The sequence below is a fragment of the Streptomyces sediminimaris genome (assembly GCF_047049295.1).
GTDB classification, from domain to species: domain Bacteria; phylum Actinomycetota; class Actinomycetes; order Streptomycetales; family Streptomycetaceae; genus Streptomyces; species Streptomyces sediminimaris.
Genome location: NZ_JBJWOT010000001.1, coordinates 7,167,633 through 7,188,630 on the forward strand (window position 1 = coordinate 7,167,633; position 20,998 = coordinate 7,188,630).

At 74.7% G+C, this 20,998-nt stretch carries 18 protein-coding genes and 1 tRNA gene; 10 read left to right on the plus strand and 9 right to left on the minus strand.

Features of this window, described 5'->3' with window-relative positions:
• Positions 1-39: 39 nt before the first annotated feature.
• From ACJ9NR_RS32875 to ACJ9NR_RS32895, 5 genes are all read right to left on the minus strand, one after another.
• Positions 40-1,056 (minus strand): Gfo/Idh/MocA family protein, encoded by a 1,017-nt coding sequence (locus tag ACJ9NR_RS32875; protein ID WP_412491045.1) that lies wholly within the window; start codon positions 1,054-1,056, stop codon positions 40-42.
• A complete protein-coding gene (locus ACJ9NR_RS32880) occupies positions 1,053-2,372 on the minus strand; it encodes a protoporphyrinogen/coproporphyrinogen oxidase (RefSeq protein ID WP_412491044.1) in 1,320 nt (439 codons plus the stop codon). Before ACJ9NR_RS32880 ends, ACJ9NR_RS32875 begins: the two co-directional genes overlap by 4 nt.
• A 158-nt stretch (positions 2,373-2,530) precedes the next feature.
• Positions 2,531-3,535, minus strand: a complete 1,005-nt coding sequence (locus tag ACJ9NR_RS32885) for a Gfo/Idh/MocA family protein (protein ID WP_412491043.1) — start codon at positions 3,533-3,535, stop codon at positions 2,531-2,533.
• A gap of 45 nt (positions 3,536-3,580) precedes the next feature.
• Positions 3,581-4,360: an SDR family oxidoreductase gene (locus tag ACJ9NR_RS32890; RefSeq protein ID WP_412491042.1), complete on the minus strand. Its 780-nt coding sequence runs from the start codon at positions 4,358-4,360 to the stop codon at positions 3,581-3,583.
• A 12-nt stretch (positions 4,361-4,372) separates the two neighbouring features.
• Positions 4,373-5,536: a phytanoyl-CoA dioxygenase family protein gene (locus ACJ9NR_RS32895; protein ID WP_412491041.1), complete on the minus strand. Its 1,164-nt coding sequence runs from the start codon at positions 5,534-5,536 to the stop codon at positions 4,373-4,375.
• Between the two features lie 143 nt (positions 5,537-5,679).
• Here ACJ9NR_RS32895 and ACJ9NR_RS32900 point away from each other — a divergent pair, with 143 nt between their 5' ends.
• Both ACJ9NR_RS32900 and ACJ9NR_RS32905 read left to right on the plus strand, forming a co-directional pair.
• Positions 5,680-6,711, plus strand: a complete 1,032-nt coding sequence (locus ACJ9NR_RS32900) for a LacI family DNA-binding transcriptional regulator (protein WP_412491040.1) — start codon at positions 5,680-5,682, stop codon at positions 6,709-6,711.
• Positions 6,712-6,721: 10 nt separating this feature from the next.
• Entirely contained in the window at positions 6,722-7,342 is a 621-nt protein-coding gene (locus ACJ9NR_RS32905) for a poly-gamma-glutamate hydrolase family protein (protein WP_412491039.1), read from the plus strand.
• Here ACJ9NR_RS32905 and ACJ9NR_RS32910 read toward each other — a convergent pair.
• Positions 7,323-8,483 carry a Gfo/Idh/MocA family protein gene (locus tag ACJ9NR_RS32910; RefSeq protein WP_412491038.1) on the minus strand — a complete coding sequence of 387 codons (1,161 nt, stop codon included), beginning with the start codon at positions 8,481-8,483 and terminating at the stop codon, positions 7,323-7,325. The two genes, ACJ9NR_RS32905 and ACJ9NR_RS32910, sit on opposite strands and share 20 nt — an antisense overlap.
• A 131-nt stretch (positions 8,484-8,614) precedes the next feature.
• On the opposite strand from ACJ9NR_RS32910, the gene ACJ9NR_RS32915 reads away from it, so the two are divergent.
• Positions 8,615-9,637, plus strand: coding sequence for a LacI family DNA-binding transcriptional regulator (locus ACJ9NR_RS32915; RefSeq protein WP_412491037.1), 1,023 nt, complete (start codon positions 8,615-8,617; stop codon positions 9,635-9,637).
• On the opposite strand, the gene ACJ9NR_RS32920 is transcribed toward ACJ9NR_RS32915, so the two are convergent.
• A complete protein-coding gene (locus ACJ9NR_RS32920; protein WP_412491036.1) occupies positions 9,627-9,971 on the minus strand; it encodes a cupin domain-containing protein in 345 nt (114 codons plus the stop codon). The two genes, ACJ9NR_RS32915 and ACJ9NR_RS32920, sit on opposite strands and share 11 nt — an antisense overlap.
• 274 nt (positions 9,972-10,245) lie before the next feature.
• On the opposite strand from ACJ9NR_RS32920, the gene ACJ9NR_RS32925 reads away from it, so the two are divergent.
• Genes ACJ9NR_RS32925 through ACJ9NR_RS32935 form a run of 3 tightly spaced genes read left to right on the plus strand, consistent with a single transcriptional unit; the run spans position 10,246 to position 12,871 of the window.
• Entirely contained in the window at positions 10,246-10,842 is a 597-nt protein-coding gene (locus tag ACJ9NR_RS32925; RefSeq protein ID WP_412491035.1) for a hypothetical protein, read from the plus strand.
• Between the two features lie 26 nt (positions 10,843-10,868).
• Positions 10,869-11,792, plus strand: coding sequence for an intradiol ring-cleavage dioxygenase (locus ACJ9NR_RS32930; RefSeq protein WP_412491034.1), 924 nt, complete (start codon positions 10,869-10,871; stop codon positions 11,790-11,792).
• Positions 11,789-12,871: a maleylacetate reductase gene (locus tag ACJ9NR_RS32935; RefSeq protein ID WP_412491033.1), complete on the plus strand. Its 1,083-nt coding sequence runs from the start codon at positions 11,789-11,791 to the stop codon at positions 12,869-12,871. The genes ACJ9NR_RS32930 and ACJ9NR_RS32935 overlap by 4 nt, the downstream gene beginning before the upstream one ends.
• A 181-nt stretch (positions 12,872-13,052) precedes the next feature.
• On the opposite strand, the gene ACJ9NR_RS32940 is transcribed toward ACJ9NR_RS32935, so the two are convergent.
• The gene (locus tag ACJ9NR_RS32940) at positions 13,053-13,661 is read right to left on the minus strand and encodes a TetR/AcrR family transcriptional regulator (RefSeq protein ID WP_412491032.1); all 609 of its coding nucleotides are present in this window, start codon (positions 13,659-13,661) and stop codon (positions 13,053-13,055) included.
• 249 nt (positions 13,662-13,910) lie between these two features.
• On the opposite strand from ACJ9NR_RS32940, the gene ACJ9NR_RS32945 reads away from it, so the two are divergent.
• The 3 genes from ACJ9NR_RS32945 (at position 13,911) to ACJ9NR_RS32955 (ending at position 17,279) form a co-directional block, all read left to right on the plus strand.
• The gene (locus tag ACJ9NR_RS32945; RefSeq protein ID WP_412491031.1) at positions 13,911-15,362 is read left to right on the plus strand and encodes an MFS transporter; all 1,452 of its coding nucleotides are present in this window, start codon (positions 13,911-13,913) and stop codon (positions 15,360-15,362) included.
• 66 nt (positions 15,363-15,428) lie between these two features.
• A tRNA-Pro gene (locus tag ACJ9NR_RS32950) sits at positions 15,429-15,505 on the plus strand.
• Positions 15,506-16,544: 1,039 nt separating this feature from the next.
• Positions 16,545-17,279, plus strand: coding sequence for a DUF1775 domain-containing protein (locus ACJ9NR_RS32955; protein ID WP_412491030.1), 735 nt, complete (start codon positions 16,545-16,547; stop codon positions 17,277-17,279).
• A gap of 552 nt (positions 17,280-17,831) precedes the next feature.
• On the opposite strand, the gene ACJ9NR_RS32960 is transcribed toward ACJ9NR_RS32955, so the two are convergent.
• Positions 17,832-19,469, minus strand: coding sequence for a PucR family transcriptional regulator (locus ACJ9NR_RS32960; RefSeq protein ID WP_412491028.1), 1,638 nt, complete (start codon positions 19,467-19,469; stop codon positions 17,832-17,834).
• Between the two features lie 224 nt (positions 19,470-19,693).
• On the opposite strand from ACJ9NR_RS32960, the gene ACJ9NR_RS32965 reads away from it, so the two are divergent.
• The gene (locus ACJ9NR_RS32965) at positions 19,694-20,962 is read left to right on the plus strand and encodes an aspartate aminotransferase family protein (protein ID WP_412491027.1); all 1,269 of its coding nucleotides are present in this window, start codon (positions 19,694-19,696) and stop codon (positions 20,960-20,962) included.
• Positions 20,963-20,998: the final 36 nt, after the last annotated feature.

A 20,998-nucleotide genomic window follows, 5' to 3' on the forward strand; every position in this document is an offset into this window, starting at 1 on the left:
GCGCCGATCATCCCAGAGCCACGGCCGCACGGGGTGCGGCTACGGCGTGGTGCGGGGCCGCGGCTCGAACCCCGCCGCCCGGTAGCACTCGTCGATCAGCGTCATCGTCGCCACCGCGTCGGCCGCGTCCAGCGGCAGCGGCCTGCCCTCGCGGACGCGCGCCGCGAACGCCTCCAGCTGGTGGCTGTAGGACGACCTGGTGCCCAGACGCTCCGTCCGCTCGCCGTCCCCGGTACGGATCACGAGCCGGTCGTCGAGGTGGGGGAGGACGTAGTTCGGGGCCAGCGCCTCACCGCGGCTGCCGATCACGCGGCAGCTCATCTCGACCCGGTCGAAGGCCATGTGGCAGCGTGCGCTGCCGGTGGCTCCGTTCGGGAACTCCAGGTCGGCGTCGAGCCATTCGTCGACTCCCGGCGCGCCCGCCCGTTCGCCGCCCCGCGCGGAGACGAGGCGTGGCGCGCCGCCCGCCCAGGGGGCGAGCATGCGCAGGGCGTGCAGGCTGTAGCAGCCCAGGTCCATCATGGCGCCGCCGGCCAGCGGCAGGGACCAGCGGGGGTCGGTGTCCGCGGGGGCCGGGATGGCGACCAGGGCCTCCACGCGCCGCAGTTCGCCCAGTTCACCGCCGGCGAGCAGTTCGTGCAGGCGGCGGGTGACCGGGTGGAAGAGGTAGTGGAACGCCTCCATGAACACGGTGCCGGCCTTCTCCGCCGCCCGACGCACCTCGGCGGCCTCCTCGGCATTGCTCGCCGACGGCTTCTCGCTCAGCACGTGCTTGCCGGCCGCGAGGGCGGCGAGGTTCCAGGGGCCGTGCAGGCCGTTGGCGAGCGGGTTGTAGACGACCTCGACCTCGGGGTCGGCCAGCAGCTCCCGGTAGGAGCCCACGACCCGCTCCACTCCGTGTTCGGCGGCGAAGGCCTCGGCGCGGGAGCGCTCCCGCGCGGCCACGGCCACGAGGCGGTGTCCACCGGCGCGGGCGGGGCCGACCAGAGCGCGTTCGGTGATGCGCGCGGCGCCCAGGACGCCGATGCGCAGGGGTGCGCGGCCTTCTTCGCTCATGACGTGCGTTCCTCCTTGATCCGTTCCTGCGGGGTCAGTGTGCCCTGTGCCGGCGGGAAATGGCGGCGGACGAGGTCCTGGGCATGGGCGACGGCGCACTCGACCAGTTCGAAGGCGGGCAGGCCGCCGGTGTAGTAGGTGCGGTCACGGCCCTGGAGCGCGTCGAGGCGGTCCAGGGCGCCGTCCTCGAGGTCGCCGCTGCCGAAGTGCGGCATGAACGCCCAGGGCTGGTGCACATGCACCTCCTGAAGCCGCCCGCCCAGCCGTGCGACGTCCCGCGGCAGCAGGGCGGCGACGTCCTCGGGGCGGCCGTAGGAGTAGAAGGTCCGTACGTCGCTGTCCGGGTAGCGGTGGTGGTACGAGACGCAGTGGCCCCGCGCCGTGCGGTGCGCGGTGTGGGGGGCGAGGAAGTAGAAGGCGTTGTCGGGCAGGCCGGGGGCGGTGGCGACGGTGGTGTGGTAGGCGTTGTGGCGGATCCGGCCGGCGAGGTCGCGCTCCCCGGGCGTGGCGTCCAGCACCGGCAGGATGCGGTCCGGCGTGACGGCCAGCACCAGGTCGTCGGCCTCCAGCGGGCCTGAGTCCGTCAGGACCCGTACACCGTCGCCCGGCCGCTGGACGGACCGCACGCGCACCCCGCACCGCACGTCCCGCAGCTCCGCGGCGACCCGGCGCCACAGCGTGGCGAAGCCGCCCGTGACGGTGAACGCGCCGTCGTGGCCCAGCAGTTCGGAGCCGGGGGAGAGCAGCCCGGTCATCTCGGCGTACTTGACGAAGTAGAGCGCGGGCACCTCGTCGTCGAGATAGCCGTAGCCGGCCGCCGTGTAGCCGGGGCCGAACGACGCGGCCATGGACTGGAGCCGGTGCGCGGCGATCCAGTCGGCGACGGGCGCGGCGAGGGCCCGCGCGGAGTGGGCGAGGCCGGGTTCGGCGATGCGCGGGAACTCCCGCTCGCGCAGCGCCCGGTAGCGGCGGAGGGCGGGATCACGTAAGAACGACATCGCCTGGCGGGAGGCGGTGCGGCGCTCGACGTCGAGGATGCGGTAGCGGGTGGTGCGCTCGGTCTTCACGCCGAGTTCGCCCATCAACTCCGCCGTCCGCTCGTAGCGGTTGGTGCATATGTGGCCGCCCAGGTCGTGGGCCAGGCCCGCCACCCGCACGGTGCGGCACTTCCCGGCGACGGAGTCCTGCTCCTCCAGCACCGTCACCCGGTGCCCCGCGCGCTCCAGTTCACGGGCGGCGGTCAGCCCGCCCGGTCCGGCACCGACGACGATCACGCGGCGGGGCCCGTCGGGCCGGGACGTCTCGGCGGTGTTCATGGGTGTCGCTCCTCGGTCGGTCCGGCATGAGTGGATCGCACGGTGGTACGGGCGACCCCGTGATGATGACCGCCGGGGCGAGGTGGTGGTTGACACACTCCCGTGCTCCGGACGGCGCAGGCCGCCCGGAGCACGGAGCACGAGGGACCGGGGCGCCGTCAGCCGGCGCGGACCTCCGCGACGGTCACCGGCCGGTGCTCGTGCAGCGACAGGGTGCAGGCGTCCGCGATCCAGCCGGCCTCCAAGGCGTCCGCGACCGTGCACGGCGAGGGCCGGCTGCCCGCCACCACCTCGGTGAACGCGGTGAGTTCGGCGCGGTAGGCCGCGGTGAAGCGGTCCATGAAGAAGTCGTGCGGGGTGCCGGCCGGGAAGGTCACGCCCGGCTCGACGGAGCGCAGCGGCAGCTTGTCCTCCAGGCCGACGGCGATGGAGTCCGTGAAGCCGTGGATCTCCATGCGGACGTCGTAGCCCCGGGCGTTGTGCCGGGAGTTGGAGACCACCGCGATGGTGCCGTCGTCGAGGGTGAGGAGCGCGCCGGTGGTGTCGGCGTCGCCCGCCTCCTTGATGTACTCGGCGCCGCGGTTGCCACCGACGGCGTACACCTCGCGCACCTCGCGGCCGGTCACCCAGCGGATGATGTCGAAGTCGTGCACCGAGCAGTCGCGGAAGATGCCGCCGGAGGCGGCGATGTACGCGGCCGGCGGCGGAGCCGGGTCCAGGGTGGTCGACCGCACGGTGTGCAGCGTGCCGAGCTCGCCGCTCCGCACGGCCGCGCGGGCGGCGGCGAACCCGGCGTCGAAGCGCCGGTTGTAGCCGATCTGGACCGGCACCCCGCTGCCCTCGATCGCCTTCAGGACCTCTGCGCCCTCGGCCATGGTCCGGGCCACGGGCTTCTCGCAGAAGACGGGGACGCCGGCCTCGACCCCGGCCAGGATCAGCCCGGGGTGGGCGTCCGTCGCGGCCGCGACCACGATGCCGTCGACGCCGGCGGCCAGCAGCGCCTCCGGCGAGTCCACGACCTCGCCGCCGAACCGCTCCGCGGCGGACTTGGCGGCGTCCGCGAACGGGTCGGTGAGCACGAGCGACTCGACCACGTCGAGTCCGGAGAGGGTCTCGGCGTGGAAGGCGCCGATGCGGCCGAGGCCGAGGATTCCGATACGCATGGGGGTGCTGCTCCTAGAGAGGGTGCGGGTGTCTTGCCGGGTTCCTCAGTCGAGGCCGCCGAGCACGTTCTGGTCCCAGTCGATCACCGATCCGGTCACCACGCCCGACCGGTCCGACAGCAGCAGGACCACGAAGTCGGCGATCTCGTCCGGCTGCCCCAGCCTGCCCATCGGCAGCCGGGCGGCGGCCTCCTCGCGCCAGTCGTCGCCGGCGCCGTGGAAGCGCTTCTGCGTCGCGTCCTCGCCCTCGGTCGCCGTCCAGCCGATGTTGAGGCCGTTGATGCGGACGCGGTCCCAGCGGTGCGCGTGCGCGGCGTTGCGGGTCAGGCCGGCCAGGCCCGCCTTCGCGGCGACGTAGGGGGCGAGGAAGGGCTGCCCGCCGTGCGCCGAGGACGTGATGATGTTGACGATCGTGCCGGGTGACCCGCGGGAGACCATGTCCGCCACGGCGGCCTGCATGGCGAAGAACGGCGCCTTGAGGTTGATCGCGATGTGCTGGTCGAACAGCTCGGGCGTGGTGTCCAGCAGCGTGCCGCGGGAGGTGAGCCCCGCGGAGTTGACCAGGCAGTCGATCCGCCCGTACGCCGCGACCACGTCGCCCACCGCGGTCCTCGCCTGCCCGGCGTCGGCGAGGTCGGCGCGGATGAACATCGCCTTGCCGCCCTCGGCCGTCAGCTCGGCGACCAGTGCCTCGCCCGGTTCCGGGCGACGCCCGGTCACGGCCACCGCCGCCGCGCCCGCGCGGACGGCGGCCCGGGCGACGGCGGCGCCGACGCCCTGACTGCCGCCGTTGACGAGGACGACCTTGCCGTCGAGAAGTCCCATGTGAAGGTCCTTTCAGCTTTCCCGGCGCCCGGCGCCGGCCCGCAGCTCCTGCCGCAGGGCCTCGGGAGTCCATGATTCGCGCAGCGCGCGCCGTACGACGTCCGCCTGCGCGGGCGGGGCGAGGCCGTCGGCCGGCGGGTCGCTGTCGAGGTTGGTGGGGAAGGGGTAGCCCTCGGCACTGGCGGCGACCACGTTCTCCAGCCAGTCCTCGTCCGCGCCCCCGGCCCTGCGCTCGAGCAGCACGGGGTAGACGGCGTTGGTGACGGCCTCGCGGTCCACCGTCTCCATGGCCCGCCCGAACGCGGAGGAGACCTGGAGCAGGTTGGCCATGCGGCGGATGTCCGCGGAGCGGTTGGCGCCGGCCGCGTGGAACAGCGCGGGGTTGAAGAAGGCCGCGTCGCCCTTGGCGAGCGGGAGCTGGACGCGGTGGGCGTCGAAGTACGCCTGGAACGCGGGCAGCCGCCAGGCCAGGTAGCCGGGCTCGTAGCGCTGCGAGTACGGCAGGTACAGCGTCGGCCCGGACTCCACCGGCATGTCGCAGTGCGCGACCGCGCCCTGGAGGGTGAGCACGGGGGACAGCCGGTGGACGTGGGCCGGGTAGGCGGCCGCCGCCTCGCCGGAGAGGAAGCCGAGGTGGTAGTCGCGGTGGACGGTCTGCGCCGCGCCGCCCGGGTTGACCACGTTGACCTGCGAGGTCACCTGGTAGCCGGGGCCGAGCCAGGCGGCCGAGACCAGCGCGAGGACGTCGTTGGCGTAGTAGTCGGCGAACGCCCCGGCGTCGTACAGGGCCGCCTTCTCCAGCGCGTTCCACACCCGGTCGTTGGCGCCCGGCGCGGCGAAGTGGTCACCGGCCGTGGCACCCGCCGCGCGCTGCTCGGCGATCAGGGCGTCGAACACGGCGCTGAGCCGGTCGACGACGGACAGGTCGGGGAAGGCGCCCTTGAGGACCACGACGCCGGGCCCCTCGGTCAGCGCCCGCACCAGTTCGCAGCGCAGCGGCCGCCGCTCGGCCGCGCGCAGCCGCGCGCTGTCGTAGACCAGGACGCCGTGCTCCACCGCAGAGGCGTGCGGGAAGTCCTCGAGGTCGGTGCTCCGCTCGACCAGCTCACGGAAGCCGGCCAGGTCGCAGTCCTGTTCGGACAGCCAGACACGGTGATCCGCAAAGGTGGAAGACATCGTCGTTCCTTCGGTCGGAGGTGTCACACGGCGCTCGGTGACAGCCCTGGGCTGCCCTGTCATTCTTGTCATGACAAACCTGGCGAACAACCGGCACGCTGCCATCAAAAACCCCTCAACGTGCCGGCGAGAGGAGTCCGCGCATGGGCCACCCCTTCCCGATCCGGGAGATCGCCCGGCAGGCGGGCCTGAGCGAAGCGACCGTCGACCGGGTGCTCAACGCCAGGGGCGGCGTCCGGGAGAGCACCGCGCGGGAGGTCCGGCAGGCCATCAGCGACCTGGACCGGCAGCGCACCCAGGTCCGGCTGGTCGGCCGCACCTTCATGATCGACATCGTGATGCAGGCGCCGGAGCGGTTCTCCACGGCCGTGCGCACCGCCCTGGAGGCGGAGCTGCCCGCGCTGCACCCGGCCGTGGTGCGCTCGCGGTTCCACTTCCGCGAGACCGGCCCGGTGGCGGAGCTGACCGCGGCCCTGGACCGGATCGCCCGGCGCGGCTCGCAGGGCGTGATCCTCAAGGCCCCGGACGTCCCCGAGGTCACGGCCGCCGTCGGCCGGCTCGCCGAGGCGGGTATCCCCGTCGTCACCCTGTTCACCGACCTGCCCGCCACCGCCCGCCTCGCCTACGTCGGCATCGACAACCGCGCCGCAGGCGCCACCGCCGCCTACCTCATGGGGCAGTGGCTGGGCGAGCGGCCCGGCAACGTGCTCACCAGCCTCAGCAGCGGCTTCTTCCGCAACGAGGAGGAGCGCGAGATGGGCTTCCGCGGCGCCATGCGCAGCCGCCACCCGGACCGCGCGCTGGTCGAGATCGCCGAGGGGCAGGGCCTGGACGCCACCCAGTACGACCTCGTGCGCGCCGCCCTCGCCCGCGACCCGGGCATCCGCGCCGTCTACTCCATCGGCGGCGGCAACATCGCCACCCTGCGCGCCTTCGAGGACCTGGGCCGCGAGTGCGCGGTGTTCGTCGCGCACGACCTCGACCACGACAACACCCGCCTGCTGCGCGAGCACCGCCTGTCCGCCGTCCTCCACCACGACCTGCGCCGGGACATGCGCGCGGCCTGCCACATCGTCATGCGCGCGCACGGCGCGCTGCCGCCCACCGGGCCTACGCTGCCCTCGGCGATCCAGGTGGTGACGCCGTACAACATGCCACCACAGGCGACGGGGTGAGGAGACGGGCATGACGAGGACCGAACTCGTGGAGATCGAGGGCGTCCGGCTGCTCGCCACGCTCACCACCGGCGGCGAGGTCGGACTGCTCGCGCTGCACGGCAGCAACGAGGGCGGCACCGCCGAGCTGGCCCGGTCGGTGGCCGAACGCTGCGGCGCCACCAGCCTGGTCTTCACCCAGCCGGGAGTGCCGGAGCCGGTGCACATCCCCTCCCCGCGCATGGCGGTCGAGCACTGCGCCCTGCTGCGGGTGTTCCTGTCCCGGGTCACCCTCGCGGTCTCGCTGCACGGCCACATGAGACCGGCGACACCGCGGTCCATCTTCCTCGGCGGGACCAACCGCCCGGCCGCCCACCTGCTCGCCTCGGGGCTGAGCGCCCTGCGCCCGCGGTTCGACCCGGTCACCGACCTCGCCGAGATCCCGGCCGCGCTGCGCGGCGTGCACGCCAGGAACCCGGTCAACCTGCCGCGGCGCGGCGGGGTCCAGGTCGAACTGCCGCTGTCCGCCCGCACCCACCGGGCGGGCCGCGGCCCGCGGGTCCCCGACGATCCGCCGCGCCCCGTCGTCGACGCGCTCGTCACCGGGGTCCGGCTGCTGGCCGCCGAGTCCGTCACGCGTCCGGCACGCTGACCCAGCCGCCGCTCTCCGCCGACCGGACCATCGCCTCCAGTACGGCGGCACTGCGCACGGCGTCCTGCAGGGTGGCGCCGCAGGGCCTGCCCTCCGCGATCGAGCGCAGGAACCGGTGGGCCTCGATCACCTTCAGGTCGTCGTAGCCCATGCCGTTGGCGGCGCCGGGCTGGAAGGCGCCGTACTCCCCGGCGCCCGGGCCGACGTACACCGTGCTGACGGGCTGGTCCTGGTAGCCGGGGCCGCGGCTGACGCCGAGCTCGTTCATGCGGCGGAAGTCCCAGAGGACGGCGCCCTCGGTGCCGTGCACCTCGAAGCCGTAGTTGTTCTGCTCGCCGACCGAGACCCGGCAGGCCTCCAGCACGCCGCGGGCGCCGGAGGCGAAGCGCAGCAGACAGTTCACGTAGTCCTCGTTCTCGACCGGGCCGAGCTCGCCGCCGGTGGCCCGGGCGTGTCCGGCGGTGGCACCGGTGGGGCGGGCCCGCTCGGGGATGAAGACGGCCGTGTCGGCGGTCAGCGACTCGACGGGGCCGAGCAGGAAGCGGGCCAGGTCGGCGCCGTGCGAGGCGAGATCGCCCAGGACGCCGCTGCCGCCGCGCTCCTTCTCGTAGCGCCAGGTCAGCGCGCCCTCCGGGTGGGCGGCGTAGTCGCTGAACAGGCGGACGCGGGCGTGCGTGACGCGGCCGATCTCCCCGGAGGCGATGAGTGCGCGGGCCGTCTCGACGGCCGGCGCGTTGCGGTAGTTGAAGCCCACCGCGCCCCGCACGCCCGCGCCGGCGACCGCGTCGGCGACCGCCCGCGCGTCCGCGGTGCCCAGCCCGACCGGCTTCTCGATCCAGATGTGCTTGCCCGCCGCGGCCATCGCGACGCCGATCTCACGGTGCAGGAAGTTGGGGGCGGTGATGGACACGGCCCGCACGCGCGGGTCCCCGGCGATGTCGCGCCAGTCCCGGGTCGTCGAGGCGAACCCGAACTGCGCGGCGGCCTCCTCGGCGCGGCCCGGCACCTCCTCGGCGACCGCCACCAGCGTCGGGCGCAGGCCCAGCTCCGGGTAGTGGTGCGGCACGCGGGCGTACGCCTGGGTGTGCACCCGGCCCATCCAGCCGAACCCGATGACGGCGACACCGAGCGAATCCACCATGACAGCCCCTCTTCGGAACTCTTGGAACGGTCCACAACCTGTCCGGGTCACCCTGGAGGCCAGAAACTGCCGCTGTCAACCCTCGCTCGGCCCTTTGACAAGCCGCTGCCGCCCATGGAACGGTCCAGAGCATGAAACCGCCGACCATTCGCGACGTGGCCGAAGCCGCCGGCGTGTCGAAGTCGCTGGTCTCGCTGGTGCTGCGCGGCTCCGGGCAGGTGCGGCCCGAGAAGCGGGAGGCCGTGCTGCGGGCGGCGCGGGAGCTCGGCTACCGGCCCAACGAGGCGGCGCGCAGCCTCAGCGAGCGGCGCACGCGCACGGTCGGCGTGCTCCTCAACGACCTGCGCAACCCCTGGTTCGTCGACCTCCTCGACGGCCTGAACCCGCTGCTGCACGACAACGGCCTGCGGATGCTGCTGGCCGACGCCCGCCTCAACCGCCGCGCCGGTCAGGACCCCGCCGAGCCGCTCCTCGACCTGCGGGTGGACGGCCTGGTCGTCGTCGGCACCCTGCCCGGCCCGGCCGCGCTGGGCACGGCCGCGGAGCGGATCCCGGTCGTGGTGGCCGGGGCCCGAGAGCCCGCCCCGGCCGGCGTGGACGTGGTGGCGTGCGACGACGAGCAGGGCGCCCGGCTGGTCACCGAGCACCTCATCGCACTCGGCCACCGGCGCGTCGCGCACATCGCGGGCTACGGCGCCGTCGGCGAGCTGCGCAGGCGCGGCTTCGAGGCGACCGTACGGGCGCACGGCCTCGCGGACCAGGCCGTGGCCGAACCCAGCGACATGACCGAGGAGGGCGGCTACCGCGCCACCGTCCGGCTGCTCAGCCGCCCGCGGCGGCCCACGGCCCTGTTCGCCGTCAACGACATCGCCTCCGTCGGCGCGCTCTCGGCCGCGGAGGAACTCGGCCTGCGCGTCCCGCAGGACGTGTCGGTCGTCGGCTACGACAACACCAGCATCTCCCGGCTGCGCCACGTCTGGCTGACCACCGTCGACAACGCCGGGCAGGAGGTGGGCCGGCGCGCCGCCCGCTGCCTGCTTGACCGCTTCGAACGGCCCGGGGGAGCGGGGCGGCTGCACCTGTCCGTACCGACGCTGGAGATCCGCGGCACGACCGCGGCCCCGCCCGGGGACGGAATCCCGCTCACCGGTTGACGGCGTACGCCTTGCGCAGCGTCTCGTGCACCGTCCACGTCGTACGGTCGCCCGCGCGCAGCACGGCCAGGTCGCCGGGCCCCACCCGCAGCGTCGGCCCGCCCGCCACCTCGATGGTCGCCGACCCGCTCAGCACGACGAACACCTCGTCCGCCTCGGTGTCGGTCACCACGCCCGGCGTGATCTGCCAGACGCCGCGCAGCTGCCTGCCGTCCGCCGACTCCCAGACGACCCTGCCGGTCACCTCCGGGGCACCGGAGACGATCCGCTCCGGGTCGAGGGGCTCCGGCTCGAGCTCGGCGTCCGGGACGTGCACAACGAAGCTGTGGGTCATGACGCGACCCTAACGAGGGGTACCGCCGGCCGTGCGTGGACACTGTGTGCGGTAGTCGGGCGGGTGGCAGGACACTTCGTCGTGCCGGCGCGGGCCGGTACGCCGTCGACCGTCCGCGGCACCGCCGTGGCGGTCCGCGCGGCTTCCCCGCGCCCCCGGAGGGCGCTGCAGGCCCGCCCGATGGACGCGCCGCCCGGTGTGATCGTAGCCCTAGCGGACACGATCACCCCATCATGGCGTCACAGGCCGTCCGTCCTGCCATAAGGTTCGCCGCGTGGGGACGGACATGGATGGTGCCATCGAAAGCCGCCGCGCCGACGGACGCTGGCGGATGGAGTTCGATCTGCTGGACTTCAGCCCGCCGCGGGACTACGTCGCCTGGGACTGCCTCTTCGGCGTGCGCGGGACCGGCGACGTGGAGCGCCCGCTCTTCGCCGACCGCGGACTGCCCGACGACGTGTCGGACCCGGTGCGCGAGGCGGCGCTCGGCGATCACCAGCACAGCCACACGCACGTCAGCTGGGCCGAGGCCGGCGCGGTCGACTGGGACGAGCCGCTGGCCTCCCGGCCCGCCTGGTACTGGACGCACCGCTCGGACCCGGGCGGCGAGCACCTCGTACGGGTGACACCCACCCTGCGCACGGCGGCGGGTGAGCTCTTCGGCGGCGGAGGCCTGCACCTCGCCCCGCCGGAATGGCCGCCCGGCGCCGAGGTGCACCTGGACGGCGCGGTGTACCGGCCCGTGGTCCTCACCGCCCGCATGCTCGCCCCGCCGAACGAGGGATGCTGGGCAGAGGTGTGGAGCGCCATGCGCCACCTCGCGGCCGAGCACGGCGAGGAGCACGTACGGCTCAGCGTCTGGTTCGGTTGACCCGCGCACCCGGGAAGGGAGCCGTCATGACCACCGACGCCACCGGCACGACCGGCGGGACGACCGCCACCGACGAGGCCGCCGCGGCGGCGACCGTCACCGACAGGACCGTCACCGACGAGGCCGTCGCCAGCCTCGCCGGTACCGCCGACCCGCGGCTGCGTGAGCTGCTCGCCGGCCTGATCCGCCACGTGCACGCCTTCGCGCGCGAGACACGGCTGACACAACAGGAGTGGGAGAAGGCCGTCACCTTCCTGACCAGGACCGGGCAGACCTGCACCGGCACCCGGCAGGAGTTCATCCTCCTGTCCGACGTGCTCGGACTGTCGATGCTCGTCGAGACGATCAACGGCGACCGCGCCGCGGGCGCCACCGAGTCGACGGTCCTCGGCCCCTTCCACATGACCGAGTCACCGGTGCGCGAACTCGGCGCCGACATCGACCTGGTGGGCGGCGGCGAGCCCTGCGTGGTCGGCGGCCGGGTCCTGTCCCGGGACGGAACCCCCCTGCCGGGCGCGGTGATCGACGTCTGGCAGGCCGACGGCGACGGCTTCTACGACGTCCAGCGCCCCGACGTGCAGCCGCCGGGCAACGGCCGCGGACTGTTCACCGCGGACGCCGACGGCCGCTTCCGGTTCCGCACCTGTGTGCCGAGCCCGTACCCCATCCCGACGGACGGCCCGGTCGGGGACCTGCTGCGCGCGACCGGCCGCCACCCCTACCGCCCGGCCCACATCCACTTCATCGCCTCCGCCGAGGGGCACGTACCGGTCACCACGCACATCTTCGTCGCGGGCAGCGAACACCTCGACTCCGACGCCGTGTTCGCCGTCAAGCCGAGCCTCGTGCAGGACTTCGCCCGGACGGACGATCCTTCCCTGGCGGCCGAGTTCGGCGTCGCGAACCCCTTCCGGTACGCCCGCTTCGACCTCGTACTGGAGCGGTCGTGAAGGACGTCCTGGACTTCTTTCACGAGTCCTGGCCGGTGCGGGTCGTCTTCCGGCCCGGCGCCGCCACCACCGCGACCCCCCGGGAGGCCGCCGCGCTCGGCCTGCGCCGCCTGCTCGTGGTCTGCGGCAGCCGTGGCGCGGCCACCGCCCGCGCGGTCGCCGACTCCCTCGGCCCCGCCTGCGTGGGCCTGCACACCGGCGCCCGGATGCACGTCCCCGCCGACGTCGCCACCCGCGCCGTCGAGGTGGCCCGCGCGGCGGGCGCCGACGGCTGCGTGGCGGTCGGCGGCGGCTCCTCGATCGGACTCGGCAAGGCGATCGCCCTGCGCACCGGGCTGACGCCGATCGCGGTGCCCTCCACCTACTCCGGCTCGGAGATGACCCCCGTCTGGGGCCTGACCGAACACGGCGCCAAACGCACCGGCCGCGACCCCGTCGTCCTGCCGCGCAGCGTCGTCTACGACCCCGAACTCACCCTCTCCCTGCCCGTGCCGCTCACGGTCACCAGCGGCATCAACGCCGTCGCGCACGCCGTCGAGGCGCTCTACGCCCCCGACGCCTCGCCCCTGACCACGCTGATGGCGGAGGAGGGCCTGCGGGCCATGGCGGGCGCCCTGCCCGCGGTGGCCGACCAGCCGGACTCCCTCGAGGCCCGCGGCCGCGCCCTGTACGGCGCCTGGCTGTGCGGCTCCTGCCTGGGCGCCACCACCATGGGCCTGCACCACAAGCTCTGCCATGTCCTGGGCGGCACGTTCGACCTGCCGCACGCCGAGACGCACACGGTGGTCCTGCCCTACGCCCTCGCCTACAACGCCCCCGCGGCCCCGGAAGCGGCCGCCACGGTGGCCCGCGCCCTGGACGCGGCCGACGCGCCGCACGCCCTGCGGGCCCTCGCCGCCCGGCTGGGCGCCCCCCGCTCGCTGGCCGAACTGGGCCTGAGGGAAGCGGACCTGGCGGAGGCGGCCGCCCGGACGGCGGGCCAGTCGTACGCCAACCCGCGCGCGGTCACCGCGGAGGGCGCGCTCGCGGTGCTGCGGGCGGCGTACGAGGGCGGGCCCCCGGAGTTCCCCGGCGACTGACCCCGCCCGACGGGTCCCGCCCCGTCCTGTCCCGCCTGTCCTGTCCCGGGCCGGCATCCGGCCGTGTCGCGGCGCGTTGGCTGACGTACACGAACAAGTCCTACGACGTCGTCTACACCGAGGACTGGACCGGCACCACCGGCCGGCTGTTGACTCTTCACGGGTGTCCGGGGCCGCCGGGCTACCGGCCGAGCCGCGGGTGCCGCGCCGCCTCAGCCCCGGTGCGCACCCCGTCCAGGGCGATGGCCAGCACCCGGTCCCGCTGGGCGTCGTCGGCGAACACCGTCCCGGTGATGCCGGCGACCATGCGGATCAGGTCGCCGAAGTCCATGTCCCCGCGGGCCACCCCGGCCCGCTGCGCGCGGGTGAACAGCGGCCCGCCGGCGGCGTACATCGACTCGCGGCAGGCGTCGAAGATCTCCGACTCCTCGTCGAGTGCCTCGCGCACGGCCCGCTTGGTCACCATGTAGTCCGCGAACCGGGTGAGCCAGGCGGTCAGCGCCTCCCACGGCTCCCGGTCGGCGACCTCCTCGGCGACCCGGACGAGCTCGTTGACCTCGTCCGCGTACACGCTCTCGAACAGTTCGCGGCGGGAGGGGAAGTTCCGGTACAGGGTGCCGATGCCGACGCCCGCGCGCCGGGCGATGTCCTCCAAGGACGCCTCGGCGCCGTGCTCGGCGAACGCCTCGCGGGCGGCGGCCAGCAGGGCGTCGTAGTTGCGCGCGGCGTCCTTCCGGTGCGGGCGCCGGGACGCCACGAGCTCACGGACGGGGTACGGCTGGGCCGACACTGCTGCCTCCCGGGCGGGACGAGTTGAAACGGAGGGGCACCTCCGCTACAGTGGAGGGGTACCTCCACTTTACCAGTGCGAGTGCGATCGCCGCGGCCGCGTACGGCCGCGCGCGGCACACCCTCCCCTTTCCGCGACCGCTCACCGCGGCCGTCGGCGTGCCCGAAGGTGCCCAGCGGGCGCCCCCGGGCCCGTACGACGGCGCCCGAGGACTCCGGCCGCACCCCGTTCGTTCGGAGAGGCACGTCCATGCCCCGCAAGTCCACCCGTCTCACCTTCGCCGTCCTCGCGACCGGCGCCGGTGTGTTCGCCATGCTGCAGTCGCTGATAGCTCCGGCCCTGCCCACGGTCCAGCACGCGCTGCACACCTCACAGTCCACCGCGACCTGGGTGATGACGGCCTACCTGCTGTCCGCCTCCGTCTTCACCCCGATCCTCGGCCGCGTCGGCGACCTGATCGGCAAGAAGCGCACCCTCGTCGCCGTCCTGTCCGTCGTGCTGCTCGGCTGCCTGCTCGCCGCGCTCGCCCCGACCATCGGCGTACTGATCGTCGCCCGGGTCGTCCAGGGGGTCGGCGGCGCGCTCTTCCCGCTCTCCTTCGGCATCATCCGCGACGAGTTCGACGCCTCGCGGGTCAGCGGCAGCATCAGCAACCTGTCCGCCGTGATCGCCGCGGGCGGCGGCGTCGGCATCGTCGCCGCCGGGCCGATCGTGTCCGCGCTCGACTACCGCTGGCTGTTCTGGATCCCCGTGGCGGTCGTCGCGGCCACCGTGCTGATCGCCCTGCGCTACGTCCCCGAGTCGCCCAACAGGGGCGGAGGCAGCGTCGGTTGGCTGGGCGCGGCCCTGCTGTCGGCCTGGCTGGTGGCGCTGCTGCTGCCGCTGAGCCAGGCGGGCACCTGGGGCTGGGGCTCGGCGAAGGTGATCGGCCTGTTCGCCGCGGCGGCGGTCCTGTTCACCGCCTGGCTGCTGGCCGAGGCCCGCTCCCGCACTCCGCTGATCGACCTGCGCGTGATGCGGCTGCCCACCGTGTGGACCACCAACACCGTGGCCCTGCTGTTCGGCGCGGGCATGTACGCGCTGTGGTCCTTCCTGCCCGGCTTCGTGCAGACGCCCGGCTCCGCCGGATACGGCTTCGGCGCGAGTGTCACGGCCTCCGGCCTGCTGATGCTGCCGATGCTGGCGACCATGTTCTTCTCCGGCATCCTCAGCGGCCGGCTGGAGCCGGTCGTAGGTGCGAAAACCCTGCTGACGGCCGGGGCGGCGCTCGGTGCCCTCGCCCTCGGCCTGCTCGCCGCCTGGCACGACCGGCAGTGGCAGGTCGCCCTGGTCTCCGGCGTGTTCGGCCTCGGCATCGGGCTGGCCTTCGCCTCGATGGCCAACCTGATCGTGGGCAGCGTCCCGGCCTCCCAGACCGGCGCCGCGACCGGCATGAACGCCAACATCCGGACCATCGGCGGCTCCATCGGCGCCGCCCTGACCAGCGTCCTGGTCACCGGCCACCTCCAGCCCTCGGGGCTGCCGTACGCCTCCGGCTACACCCACGGCTTCACCCTGCTGGCCGTTCTGTGCCTGGCCGCCGCACTCGCGGCCCTGCTCGTCCCGGCCGCCCGTCGCGGCCGCCTCACCCCCGCGGCGAGTTCCACGGACGCCCCGGCACCCGGGCAGCCGCAAGCGGCCGTACCCGCCGCACGCGGTTGACCCCCGGCGTCGGCCGTACGGTAGGGTCGACCTGCGCGATCACGCGGTTCTCCGCGCGAGGCGCACCGGGACGTGGCGCAGCTTGGTAGCGCACTTGACTGGGGGTCAAGGGGTCGCAGGTTCAAATCCTGTCGTCCCGACCAGCTTCACCGCAGGTCGAAAGCCGCTCTCCCGCGCAAGGGGAGGGCGGCTGACTCATGCTGCTCCCGGCTCTCGCGGATCTCCCGCGTCTCTCGGCTCTCCCGGAGCCCCGGAACCGCGTGAACGTCTCCCGGAACCCCGGAACCCCGGAACCCCGGAACCCCGGAACCCGCGTGAACGCCCCCGCCCGGTCCGCCGTATACGACAAGGTGAACGCCCATACCCTGCTTCGGCCGGCTCGCCCGCGCGCCGACCGTGGGGGCCGACCGCCGGTAGCCGGAGGATGACGGACGGACGTGCCGTGTGACGAGGTGACCGGGCACGCGACAGGTGCCGGGGGAGAGCGGGCCGGCCGCGCGGGTGCGTGCGTGCGGGCCGGGCTGTTCGCCGTGCTCGGCACCGTGCTCGCCGCGTTCGGACACCACGCGATCGTCGAGGGCGCGGTGCCGTGGCGACTGGCCGGGGCGGCGTGTGCCGGTCAGTTCCTGGCGGTCTGGCCGCTCGCCCGGCGCCGCTACGCCGCGACCGCCACCATCGCCTTCACGCTCACGACGCAGGCACTGCTGCATCTGGCGCTGTCGTACGCGGACGTCGACGCGCCCGTCGGCACGCCGGCGCACGCGGCGCACGGCGGCCACATGGCCGCGGCGCCGGGCGACGGCCACGCCTGGCACCATGCCGGAGCGGCGATGACGACCGTGCACGCGCTCTCCGCCCTGTCGGTGGCCTGGCTGCTGCACCGCGCCGACGCGCGGATGTCGGCCGGCCTCGGCGCCCTGCGCACCCTGGCCCGGGTGGCCGCGGCGGCCCTGGCGCAGGCGTTGCCCCGGCCGGTCGGTCATCAGGGGGCGAAGCCGGTACGGCTGCCCCGGTGCGGTGTCGCGGCCGACGCGCACGGCGTGGCGCGTACCCGGGAAGACGTACTGGAGCACGCGGTGGTGCGCAGAGGCCCACCGGCGCGGGAGCGACTCCGGTCCGCCACCGGACCAGGCTGCCGCCGGTCCGGTCCTTCCCCTACCGGCAAGGAACTCCTCTGTGTCCATGCACATCCGTCCACTCGCCCGTACCGCCCGCCGTGCCGCGCTCGCCGGCGCCGCCGCCGTGACGGCCACCCTCGCCCTGTCCGTGCCCGCGTCCGCGCACGCGGAGGTCGAGGCCGACACCCCGCAGGCCCTCGCCACCGACGTCACCCTGACCTTCGTCTCGGAGGCCGAGTCCGCCTCCGGTGGCTTCACCAAGGTGCGCGTCGTCCTGCCCGAGGGCATCGCTCCCGGCGACGTGACCCTCGACGGCGCCCCCGAGGGCTGGAAACTCACGGCGGCCGGTGACGGCTACACCCTCGGCGGACCGGCCCTGAAACCGGGCGTCGACGCCGAGCACAGGATCAAGGTCAAGCAGCTGCCGAACGCCAAGGAGCTCGTCTTCAAGACCGTCGAGACCTACAGCGACGGCGAGGTCTCCCGCTGGATCGAGACGCCAACCGGGGGCAAGGAACCGGAGCAGCCCGCCCCGGTCCTGAAGCTGAAGGCGGCGGCACCGGGAGCCACACCGCTCAGCCCGGAAGCGGGCGCCACGGCCCCGGCCGGCTCGGCGCCGGACGCTCCCTCGGCCACGGCCGCCTCGTCCGCACCGGTCGCCGACACCGCCGGCGCCGAGCAGGACCACGGCCCCTCGACCGGCCTGGTCGTCGGCGCAGCGGTACTGGCGCTGGTCGTGCTCGGCGGCGGAGGCTGGGTCCTGGCCAGGCGCCGCTCGTCGCCCTCGCCGCAGGACTGAGGCCGCGGCAGCCGCCGAGCCACGGGATCACGCCGGCCCGCCTTCGCGCCCCGGCCGTGGCACCCGCCCCCCCTTCGCCCGGTGGCCCCGCCTCGGCGCGGGCCCTGGGCGCGTACCTCGCCGTGGCCTTCGGCGGCTTGCCGTCCCCTGCCCGGTCGTCCCCTGCCCGGTCGTCCCCCGCCCGGTCGTCCCCCGCAGGCCGTGCGCCGCCCGGCCTGCGGCAGGGGGCACGGGGCACGGGGCACGGATGAGCATCGGAGGTGTTCATCACGTAAAGGAGGGCAGAGCCCGTGGGGCGGCCGGGACCCCGCCCCACGGGCCCTCTCCCGCGCCGGTACGCCGGTGCGGCCGGGTCGGCCGGGTGGTGCGTGCGCGTCCTGGTGCGCCGCGGCCCCGTCCCGCGGGGCGCCGCTCGTGCAGGGGTGTCCGAGCGCTGGGACCGGCGCCGGGACCGGACTCGGCGGACCGGCCGCTGGGGCCCGGGCGTGACGGGGGCGCGGGACGGGCCCGGAGCGGGGTGCTCCGCCTCCGGGCGCGGCGGCGCGTGCCCGGTCAGCGGGTCCGCAGCACGTCCAGTGCCGCCAGGGCCACATGCAGTTCGGTGCGCTGTCCGCCCGATTCCAGGTCGCAGTCCAGCAGTCGTTCGATCGTCCGGAGCCGCTGGTAGACCGTCTCGCGGGAGAGGTTGCCGCGGCGCGCCGTGGTCGTCTTGTTCCCGGCCGCGTCCAGGTAGTGGCGCAGGGTCGTCAGCAGGTCCGTGCCGTGCCGGGTGTCGTGGTCGGCGAGGCGCCCGAGCCGGCGCTCGGCGTACTCCTGGATCCGGACGTCCTCGCGCAGCGCGTACAGCAGGCGGCGCAGGCCGATGTCGGACAGCTCGTGGAAGGACCGGCCCTCGGGCGGCGGCGCGCCGGGAGGCACCGCCTCGGCCACGCGCCCGGCCTCGCGGAAGGAGCGGGCGGCGGCGGGGAGGTCCCTGACCTCGGAGCCGACGCTCACCACCGCGTCCGGGTCGACGGCGAGCGCACCGAGGCTCAGCCGTTCGACCGCCGGGCGCCAGGTCCCCGCGGTGCGCAGGGCGAGCAGCACGCCGAGCCTGCCGGGCGCCAGGACGCCGACGAGCGTCGGCACCCCGGCCGCCCGCAGGGTCTCGGACAGGCGGCGCTCCGCCTCCGCGTCGTCGGCCCCGGCGGGCAAGTCCACGCGTACGGCGACGAAGGAGCAGTCCGCGACGGGCAGCCCCAGCGCGGCGAACCGGGCGTGGGCGTCCGCGGGGGAGCGGTGGCGCTGCTCGGCCAGGTCGCGCAGGGCGCCCCGGTGCGCGGTGCGCTCCCAGGGCGTGGCGTGGATGAGGCGGGCGATGGTCAGGGCCATCGCCGTCCGCTCCAGGACGGTGACGTCCTCCGGTCCGAAGGCGGACGGACCCGTGCGCGCGGGGAGCATGACCGCGCGGCCCCAGCGCTCGCCCTGGTACTCCACGGGTGCCACGAGCCAGCCCTCGGGCCCGCACACCTCGGTGCGCTCGCGCGGCGGTGCGGCCCGCGAGCGCCGTTCCCAGCCGGTGAGCGCCTCCTCCAGCGTGCGGCCGGACGGCTCGCAGACCAGCGCCTGGTGCACCAGGTTCTCCAGCACGACCGTCCGGCCGCTGGTCTGCGCCGCCGCGCGCACCACCTCCCGCGGTCCCGCACCGCGCAGCGTCAGCGCGGTGAACGCCTCGTGGATGCGCTGGGTCCGGCGCATCGCGTCCGCCTGGTTGCCCAGCAGCAGCGCGTGGACGACCTGGGTCACGTCCAGGAAGTTGACGTCCGCGGCGAGCGTGACCAGCGGCAGGCCACGGGCCCGGCAGGCGTCCACCAGGGCGGCCGGCGGGCGGTGGTAGCGCCGTACGAGCTCGATGACCAGGGCCGCAGCTCCGACGTCCGCGAGCTCGTCGACGTACCGGCGCACGCCCGCAGGCTCCTCCGGCAGGGGCATGCCGGTGGTCAGGACGAGTTCACCGCCCTTGAGGAAGGACGCCGGGTCCGTCAGCTCGGTGATGTGCACCCAGCGCACCGGCCGGTCGAGGTGGTCCACCCCCGTGACGACCTGCGGCTGTCCGGCGGCGAGGACCGGCAGGGCCAGCGCGTCGGCGACGGTGAGCGGACGGCTCGCGGTGCCGGCGGTCTCGCGCTCGGAGGACTCGTTCTCGCGCATAGGGCCTACCTGCCCGCCCGGACACGGTGACAAGCGGCGCCGCCCGGCAGACGGGGGAGGCGGGCCGCCCGGTCCCCGCGCGGCGGACCGGTGGGCCGGTCCGCCGCGGCTGACACATCGTCCGGACACCGTCCTCCGGCTGGACGGTTCGGGCGTTGCCGTCGCCCGCGGCGGCGGGGACGCTCGGAAGACCGGAGTTCCCCGTACGGCCCAGGAGGCCCCCCATGACCGCACTGTCGCCGCACCTCCGCCAGGCCACCCCCGTCGTGGCGGCCCGGGGCGAGGGCGTCCACCTCTACGACGAGGAGGGCCGCCGCTACCTCGACTTCACCGCCGGCATCGGCGTCACCAGCACCGGCCACTGCCATCCCAAGGTCGTGGCGGCGGCCCGGGAGCAGGTCGGCACGCTCATCCACGGTCAGTACACGACCGTCATGCACCGGCCCCTCAGGCAACTCGTGGACAAGCTCGGCGAGGTACTGCCGCCCGGCCTGGACAGCCTGTTCTTCACCAACTCCGGCAGCGAGGCCGTCGAGGCCGCGCTGCGGCTGGCCCGGCAGGCCACCGGCCGGCCGAACGTGCTCGTCTGCCACGGCGGCTTCCACGGCCGTACCGTCGCCGCCGCCTCGATGACCACCTCCGGCACCCGCTTCCGCTCCGGCTTCTCCCCGCTGATGGGCGGCGTGGTCGTCACGCCCTTCCCGACGGCCTTCCGCTACGGCTGGGACGAGGAGACCGCCACCCGCTTCGCGCTGACGGAACTCGACTACACCCTGCAGACCATCTCCTCGCCCGCCGACACCGCCGCCGTCGTCGTCGAGCCCGTGCTCGGCGAGGGCGGCTACGTGCCCGCGAACCGCGCCTTCCTGGAGGGACTGCGCGAGCGGGCCGACCGCCACGGCTTCCTGCTCGTCCTCGACGAGGTCCAGACCGGCGTCGGCCGCACCGGCCGCTTCTGGGGCCACGACCACTTCGGCGTCACCCCCGACATCCTCGTCACCGCCAAGGGCCTGGCCAGCGGCTTCCCCCTGTCGGGCATCGCCGCCTCCGAGGAGCTGATGAGCAGGGCCTGGCCGGGCTCGCAGGGCGGCACCTACGGCGCCAACGCCGTCGCCTGTGCGGCCGCCTGCGCCACCCTCGACGTCGTACGCGAGGAGAAACTCGTGGAGAACGCCGACGCCATGGGCGCGCGGCTGCGCGCCGGTCTGCGGGAGGTCGCCGACCGCACGCCCGCCATCGGCGACGTGCGCGGCCTGGGCCTGATGCTGGCCAGCGAGTTCGTCACCGAGGACGGCGGTCCCGACCCGGAGACCGCCTCCCGCGTGCAGCGGGCCGCCGTCGAGGAGGGCCTGCTCCTGCTGCTGTGCGGGGCCTGGAACCAGGTCGTACGGATGATCCCCGCGCTGGTCGTCGACGAGACCGCGATCGACGAGGGACTCCGGGCGTGGGCGAAGGCGGTGGAGGCCGGCACGGCCGGGTCCGCCGGCCGGTGAACGGACACCCGCCTGCCCGAACCGCCTCTCCGGACC

What these genes read in the sequence shown, in the direction of transcription:
- ACJ9NR_RS32875 (WP_412491045.1), bottom strand. Translation starts at nt 1,056, where the DNA reads ATGAGCGAAGAAGGCCGCGCACCCCTGCGCATCGGCGTCCTGGGCGCC.
- ACJ9NR_RS32880 (WP_412491044.1), bottom strand. Translation starts at nt 2,372, where the DNA reads ATGAACACCGCCGAGACGTCCCGGCCCGACGGGCCCCGCCGCGTGATC.
- ACJ9NR_RS32885 (WP_412491043.1), bottom strand. Translation starts at nt 3,535, where the DNA reads ATGCGTATCGGAATCCTCGGCCTCGGCCGCATCGGCGCCTTCCACGCC.
- ACJ9NR_RS32890 (WP_412491042.1), bottom strand. Translation starts at nt 4,360, where the DNA reads ATGGGACTTCTCGACGGCAAGGTCGTCCTCGTCAACGGCGGCAGTCAG.
- ACJ9NR_RS32895 (WP_412491041.1), bottom strand. Translation starts at nt 5,536, where the DNA reads ATGTCTTCCACCTTTGCGGATCACCGTGTCTGGCTGTCCGAACAGGAC.
- ACJ9NR_RS32900 (WP_412491040.1), top strand. Translation starts at nt 5,680, where the DNA reads ATGGGCCACCCCTTCCCGATCCGGGAGATCGCCCGGCAGGCGGGCCTG.
- ACJ9NR_RS32905 (WP_412491039.1), top strand. Translation starts at nt 6,722, where the DNA reads ATGACGAGGACCGAACTCGTGGAGATCGAGGGCGTCCGGCTGCTCGCC.
- ACJ9NR_RS32910 (WP_412491038.1), bottom strand. Translation starts at nt 8,483, where the DNA reads ATGGTGGATTCGCTCGGTGTCGCCGTCATCGGGTTCGGCTGGATGGGC.
- ACJ9NR_RS32915 (WP_412491037.1), top strand. Translation starts at nt 8,615, where the DNA reads ATGAAACCGCCGACCATTCGCGACGTGGCCGAAGCCGCCGGCGTGTCG.
- ACJ9NR_RS32920 (WP_412491036.1), bottom strand. Translation starts at nt 9,971, where the DNA reads ATGACCCACAGCTTCGTTGTGCACGTCCCGGACGCCGAGCTCGAGCCG.
- ACJ9NR_RS32930 (WP_412491034.1), top strand. Translation starts at nt 10,869, where the DNA reads ATGACCACCGACGCCACCGGCACGACCGGCGGGACGACCGCCACCGAC.
- ACJ9NR_RS32945 (WP_412491031.1), top strand. Translation starts at nt 13,911, where the DNA reads ATGCCCCGCAAGTCCACCCGTCTCACCTTCGCCGTCCTCGCGACCGGC.
- ACJ9NR_RS32955 (WP_412491030.1), top strand. Translation starts at nt 16,545, where the DNA reads ATGCACATCCGTCCACTCGCCCGTACCGCCCGCCGTGCCGCGCTCGCC.
- ACJ9NR_RS32960 (WP_412491028.1), bottom strand. Translation starts at nt 19,469, where the DNA reads ATGCGCGAGAACGAGTCCTCCGAGCGCGAGACCGCCGGCACCGCGAGC.
- ACJ9NR_RS32965 (WP_412491027.1), top strand. Translation starts at nt 19,694, where the DNA reads ATGACCGCACTGTCGCCGCACCTCCGCCAGGCCACCCCCGTCGTGGCG.